Here is a 491-nt window from a genome sequence, read left to right as displayed (position 1 = left end):
TATGCTCAGGTACGAAGTTGAGAAGCGCACACACGATCACGAGTGTGAAGATCGCGGACTCTGCACCACTCAACCGACGCACGTCACTAGGCTCCTGCCCATTAGGACGGTGCACGATGATCCGAATATCGGTATCCCAATGGAACTCGAATTGGAACTGTTCCGGGAACACCATCGACGCATAACGGTTGATCAAGACCATTAGGCGTTGCGAGATAGCTTCGATAGCCATCTTCTTCATGTTCTTGTCTTGGAAGCCATGAACGAGATGCTTCAATGCTTCTTCATCGGCCAGTTGCGTTTCCAGTTCCGCCAGTCGCTCCTTCACTTCCTTGATGCGGCGCACCGTCATCCGATGCATCTCGATGCGGGCCTGCGTCGTGCTCAGGCGTTCCTGCAAATCGTTCATCTTGTCCGCCGCTTGTTCCGCGACCTCGACCTTCTTCAGGTCTTCCTGCGTCAACTGCTGGACTGCGATAATAGTTTCGAGA

The 491-nt window shown here is 53.4% G+C and carries 1 protein-coding gene; it reads right to left on the bottom strand.

Annotated features, from left to right (window positions below; all coding sequences use genetic code 11):
• The coding region (locus tag AC1RO3_RS08540; protein WP_481764008.1) for a hypothetical protein at positions 1-491 on the bottom strand (491 nt) is incomplete at both ends.

Source organism: Dellaglioa sp. CoH-57-MRSF-19, assembly GCF_056781975.1.
The sequence above is the reverse complement of the archived record's forward strand: the minus strand, read 5'-3'. Positions and strand labels throughout refer to the sequence as shown.